This window comes from Tropicimonas omnivorans (assembly GCF_031846565.1).
GTDB classification, from domain to species: domain Bacteria; phylum Pseudomonadota; class Alphaproteobacteria; order Rhodobacterales; family Rhodobacteraceae; genus Tropicimonas_B; species Tropicimonas_B omnivorans.
In genome coordinates this window covers 1-5,889 of record NZ_JAVRHL010000011.1, presented here as the reverse complement: position 1 = coordinate 5,889, position 5,889 = coordinate 1, and the positions used below count along the sequence as shown (strand labels likewise).

General features: G+C 55.2%; 1 protein-coding gene, 3 tRNA genes and 3 rRNA genes. All 7 read left to right on the top strand.

Annotated elements, in window-relative coordinates; genetic code table 11:
* On the top strand, positions 1-260 hold a 260-nt coding region (locus tag RM543_RS18825; RefSeq protein WP_311694457.1), incomplete at its 5' end, for a hypothetical protein.
* Between the two features lie 302 nt (positions 261-562).
* Positions 563-2,030, top strand: a 16S ribosomal RNA gene (locus tag RM543_RS18820).
* Positions 2,031-2,172: 142 nt separating this feature from the next.
* A tRNA-Ile gene (locus tag RM543_RS18815) sits at positions 2,173-2,249 on the top strand.
* A gap of 30 nt (positions 2,250-2,279) precedes the next feature.
* Positions 2,280-2,355, top strand: a tRNA-Ala gene (locus RM543_RS18810).
* 354 nt (positions 2,356-2,709) lie between these two features.
* Positions 2,710-5,543: ribosomal RNA gene (locus RM543_RS18805) — 23S ribosomal RNA — on the top strand.
* 89 nt (positions 5,544-5,632) lie between these two features.
* Positions 5,633-5,747, top strand: a 5S ribosomal RNA gene (gene rrf, locus RM543_RS18800).
* The 16S, 23S and 5S rRNA genes sit together here with 3 tRNA genes alongside, the layout of an rRNA operon.
* 65 nt (positions 5,748-5,812) lie before the next feature.
* Positions 5,813-5,889: transfer RNA gene (locus tag RM543_RS18795), tRNA-Met, on the top strand.

The window sequence follows — 5,889 nt, the reverse complement described above, 5'->3', positions numbered from 1 at the left end:
GAGTCGCGCTGATTCCGGTCTGTGGACGCTGGGTCAGCTTGGGTTTCGGGGCGGTTTGGGTCGGGGTGCTTGTATTCAACCCCATGATATTTAGTGGTTTTCTGTCTTTTTCGGGAAAAAGCGACGTTTCTGTAAAAAAGCTCTTGCGAGGTCCGGCTGATATCCGTAGACACCCCTTCACCGGCGGCGCTGAGGCGCACAACGGGACGCCAGACGGGGCGGCGGCAACGAGCCGACGCAGACGAGACGGGAAAATTTAGAGGCAGATCGGGCGGGCGCGCCGAACAAGTTAGGGCGCACTCGGTTGGTTTTGTCTCTTCGCTCTTTGACATTGCGGGTACACTGAAGAGATATGTGGGCGGTCCGGTCCTTTCGATGGATCAACGTCTGTATATCGCGCTTCTAGGCTTCGGCCGATGATGAAGTGTCAGCTTCACTGTTTGAGTGAGGTTTCGGTTTCTTTGGAAACTGAAGCACGCATCAGACAGATGACTTCATCCGGATTAGCCTCCGGATGAGATGTGCAGAGGTTCGAACGTCAAGGATACATCTTCGGATGTTTCAACTTGAGAGTTTGATCCTGGCTCAGAACGAACGCTGGCGGCAGGCTTAACACATGCAAGTCGAGCGAGGTCTTCGGACCTAGCGGCGGACGGGTGAGTAACGCGTGGGAACGTGCCCTTCACTGCGGAATAGTCCCGGGAAACTGGGTTTAATACCGCATACGCCCTTAGGGGGAAAGATTTATCGGTGAAGGATCGGCCCGCGTTGGATTAGATAGTTGGTGGGGTAATGGCCTACCAAGTCGACGATCCATAGCTGGTTTGAGAGGATGATCAGCCACACTGGGACTGAGACACGGCCCAGACTCCTACGGGAGGCAGCAGTGGGGAATCTTAGACAATGGGCGCAAGCCTGATCTAGCCATGCCGCGTGAGTGACGAAGGCCCTAGGGTCGTAAAGCTCTTTCGCCAGGGAAGATAATGACGGTACCTGGTAAAGAAACCCCGGCTAACTCCGTGCCAGCAGCCGCGGTAATACGGAGGGGGTTAGCGTTGTTCGGAATTACTGGGCGTAAAGCGCGCGTAGGCGGACTGTTAAGTCGGGGGTGAAATCCCGGGGCTCAACCCCGGAACTGCCCTCGATACTGGCAGTCTTGAGTTCGAGAGAGGTGAGTGGAATTCCGAGTGTAGAGGTGAAATTCGTAGATATTCGGAGGAACACCAGTGGCGAAGGCGGCTCACTGGCTCGATACTGACGCTGAGGTGCGAAAGTGTGGGGAGCAAACAGGATTAGATACCCTGGTAGTCCACACCGTAAACGATGAATGCCAGACGTCGGGCAGCATGCTGTTCGGTGTCACACCTAACGGATTAAGCATTCCGCCTGGGGAGTACGGTCGCAAGATTAAAACTCAAAGGAATTGACGGGGGCCCGCACAAGCGGTGGAGCATGTGGTTTAATTCGAAGCAACGCGCAGAACCTTACCAACCCTTGACATCTGGATCGCGGTTTTCCGAGAGGAATTCCTTCAGTTCGGCTGGATCCAAGACAGGTGCTGCATGGCTGTCGTCAGCTCGTGTCGTGAGATGTTCGGTTAAGTCCGGCAACGAGCGCAACCCACATCCCTAGTTGCCAGCAGTTCGGCTGGGCACTCTATGGAAACTGCCCGTGATAAGCGGGAGGAAGGTGTGGATGACGTCAAGTCCTCATGGCCCTTACGGGTTGGGCTACACACGTGCTACAATGGTAGTGACAATGGGTTAATCCCAAAAAGCTATCTCAGTTCGGATTGGGGTCTGCAACTCGACCCCATGAAGTCGGAATCGCTAGTAATCGCGTAACAGCATGACGCGGTGAATACGTTCCCGGGCCTTGTACACACCGCCCGTCACACCATGGGAGTTGGGTTTACCCGAAGAGGGTGCGCCGACCCTTACGGGGGGCAGCCGGCCACGGTAAGCTCAGCGACTGGGGTGAAGTCGTAACAAGGTAGCCGTAGGGGAACCTGCGGCTGGATCACCTCCTTTCTAAGGATGATCCTGGCAGGATGGCCAAGCTCTCGAGCTTTCCATTCTCGTGGATCACTTAGCAGCTTCTTCGGAAGCATATTCGGGGCCAGGCCGTCCTCATATCTCTTCAGTTAAAGCACACGGGCTACCGCCCGGTCTTGGGTCGGTAGCTCAGGTGGTTAGAGCGCACGCCTGATAAGCGTGAGGTCGGAGGTTCAAGTCCTCCTCGACCCACCATCGAACATGGGACGGCAGATGCGGTCCTTCGGGGCGTTAGCTCAGCTGGGAGAGCACCTGCTTTGCAAGCAGGGGGTCATCGGTTCGATCCCGATACGCTCCACCATCACATCCGGTTCTTTGGGGCCTCCGGTCCAACAGGCCGGACACGGGATCTGACGCCCACGCGACGCCGAGACGTCGCCCTTCAGTGCAATGTACCCAAGATTTCATCCGGTCCGATCGCGCAGCGCATGCGAGATGCGCTTCGCCGTCCGACCGGACGACTTTGACATCGTATAGAGAGATAATCATCAGAATTGTCCGACCTCCCGCGTTAGGGAAGGTCAGCGGGTTCGACCCGCGAAGACAATTTTGTTCCAAGTCAAGTACACTAACCAAACATGTTCCCTGCACGAACCAGGCAGGGAGCGGGAATGTACGACTTTTGATCGGAAGAAGCCTGTCTTCTTCTGGATCAAATCAAGCGCGAAAAGGGCGTTTGGTGGATGCCTTGGCAGTAAGAGGCGATGAAGGACGTGATACTCTGCGATAAGCCATGGGGAGCTGAGAATAAGCTTTGATCCATGGATTTCCGAATGGGGCAACCCACCTGACAGTTCGTTATTGATTGCTTTGCGGCAATGGATAACGCGCTGAACCAGGTACTTATGACCTGAATACATAGGGTTATAAGAGCAAACCCGGGGAACTGAAACATCTAAGTACCCGGAGGAAAGGAAATCAACAGATACTCCGCTAGTAGTGGCGAGCGAACGCGGACCAGCCAAGCCTCGATTGTGACCGGAACCGATTGGAAAATCGGGCCATAGTGGGTGACAGCCCCGTACGGGAAGCATGAGAGGATATATCAAGTAGGGCGGGACACGTGAAATCCTGTCTGAAGATCGGGGGACCACCCTCGAAGGCTAAGTACTCCTTACTGACCGATAGCGAACCAGTACCGTGAGGGAAAGGTGAAAAGCACCCCGACGAGGGGAGTGAAACAGTTTCTGAAACCGGACGCCTACAAGCAGTCGAAGGGACCTCGAGTCCTGACGGCGTACCTTTTGTATAATGGGTCATCGACTTGGTCTCACATGCAAGCTTAAGCCGATAGGTGTAGGCGCAGCGAAAGCGAGTCTTAATAGGGCGACTGAGTATGTGGGATCAGACCCGAAACCGAGTGATCTAGGCATGACCAGGATGAAGGTAAGGTAACACTTACTGGAGGTCCGAACCCACACCTGTTGAAAAAGGTCGGGATGAGTTGTGCCTAGGGGTGAAAGGCCAATCAAACTCGGAGATAGCTGGTTCTCCGCGAAAACTATTTAGGTAGTGCGTCATCCGAATACCCCGGGGGGTAGAGCACTGGATGGGTAATGGGGCCCCACAGGCTTACTGATCCTAACCAAACTCCGAATACCCGGAAGTACTAGATGGCAGACAGACGGCGGATGCTAACGTCCGTCGTCGAGAGGGAAACAACCCTGACCTACAGCTAAGGCCCCCAATTCGTGGCTAAGTGGGAAAGCAGGTGAGACGGCCAAAACAACCAGGAGGTTGGCTTAGAAGCAGCCATCCTTTAAAGATAGCGTAACAGCTCACTGGTCTAATTAAGCTGTCTTGCGGCGAAGATGTAACGGGGCTCAAGCCACGAGCCGAAGCTTAGGATGCGCATAGCGCATGGTAGCGGAGCGTAGTGTGACATAGTTCCATGCCTCCTCGCTCGTCCCTCGGGACGAGACTGGAGGCTCGGAACTTTCTGTGAAGCCGGCGCGTAAGCGATCCGGTGGAGAGATCACTAGCGAGAATGATGACATGAGTAGCGACAAACAGGGTGAGAGACCCTGTCGCCGAAAGTCCAAGGGTTCCTGCTTAAAGCTAATCTGAGCAGGGTAAGCCGGCCCCTAAGGCGAGGCCGAAAGGCGTAGCCGATGGGAACCACGTTAATATTCGTGGGCCAGGAGGATGTGACGGATTGCGAAGATTGTTCGACCTTATCGGATTGGTCGGGCCGTTTAGCAGTTCCTGGAAATAGCCCTCCATCAGACCGTACCCTAAACCGACACAGGTGGACTGGTAGAGAATACCAAGGCGCTTGAGAGAACGATGTTGAAGGAACTCGGCAAAATACCTCCGTAAGTTCGCGAGAAGGAGGCCCAGTTTCTAGGCAACTAGAGGCTGGGGGCACAAACCAGGGGGTGGCGACTGTTTACTAAAAACACAGGGCTCTGCGAAGTCGCAAGACGACGTATAGGGTCTGACGCCTGCCCGGTGCCGGAAGGTTAAAAGGAGGAGTGAGAGCTCCGAATTGAAGCCCCGGTAAACGGCGGCCGTAACTATAACGGTCCTAAGGTAGCGAAATTCCTTGTCGGGTAAGTTCCGACCTGCACGAATGGCGTAACGACTTCCCCGCTGTCTCCAACATCGACTCAGCGAAATTGAATTGCCTGTCAAGATGCAGGCTTCCCGCGGTTAGACGGAAAGACCCCGTGCACCTTTACTATAGCTTCGCACTGGCATCAGGACTGCGATGTGCAGGATAGGTGGTAGGCTTCGAAGCAGGGACGCCAGTCCCTGTGGAGCCTCCCTTGAGATACCACCCTTCGCATTCTTGATGTCTAACCGCGGCCCGTTATCCGGGTCCGGGACCCTGCGTGGTGGGTAGTTTGACTGGGGCGGTCGCCTCCTAAAGCGTAACGGAGGCGCGCGAAGGTTGGCTCAGAGCGGTCGGAAATCGCTCGTTGAGTGCAATGGCAGAAGCCAGCCTGACTGCAAGACTGACAAGTCGAGCAGAGTCGAAAGACGGCCATAGTGATCCGGTGGTCCCGAGTGGAAGGGCCATCGCTCAACGGATAAAAGGTACGCCGGGGATAACAGGCTGATGGTGCCCAAGAGTCCATATCGACGGCACCGTTTGGCACCTCGATGTCGGCTCATCTCATCCTGGGGCTGGAGCAGGTCCCAAGGGTACGGCTGTTCGCCGTTTAAAGAGGTACGTGAGCTGGGTTTAGAACGTCGTGAGACAGTTCGGTCCCTATCTGCCGTGGGTGTAGGATACTTGAGAGGAGTTGCCCCTAGTACGAGAGGACCGGGGTGAACGATCCACTGGTGGACCAGTTGTTATGCCAATAGCAGTGCTGGGTAGCTATGATCGGAAAGGATAACCGCTGAAGGCATCTAAGCGGGAAGCCCCCCTCAAAACAAGGTATCCCTGAGGGCCGTGGTAGACGACCACGTCGATAGGCCGGAGGTGTAAGCATGGTAACGTGCTCAGCTGACCGGTACTAATTGCCCGATAGGCTTGATTTGATCCAGTAGAAGACAGACTTCGGATCAAAAGCCGTACACAATACAGACGTACCTGGCTTGGAACATCGCCCCCCGCGGGGCTTTCTCGGTTTGGTGGTCATAGCGCGAGCAAAACACCCGATCCCATTCCGAACTCGGCAGTTAAGTGCCGTAGCGCCGATGGTACTGCGTCTCAAGACGTGGGAGAGTAGGTCGCCGCCAAACCTAGTAAGCCTCGCGGAACGAAAATCACGATTATCTCTCTTGCGATGCAAGCTGCACAAAAGCACCGCGGGGTGGAGCAGCCCGGTAGCTCGTCAGGCTCATAACCTGAAGGTCGTAGGTTCAAATCCTACCCCCGCAACCA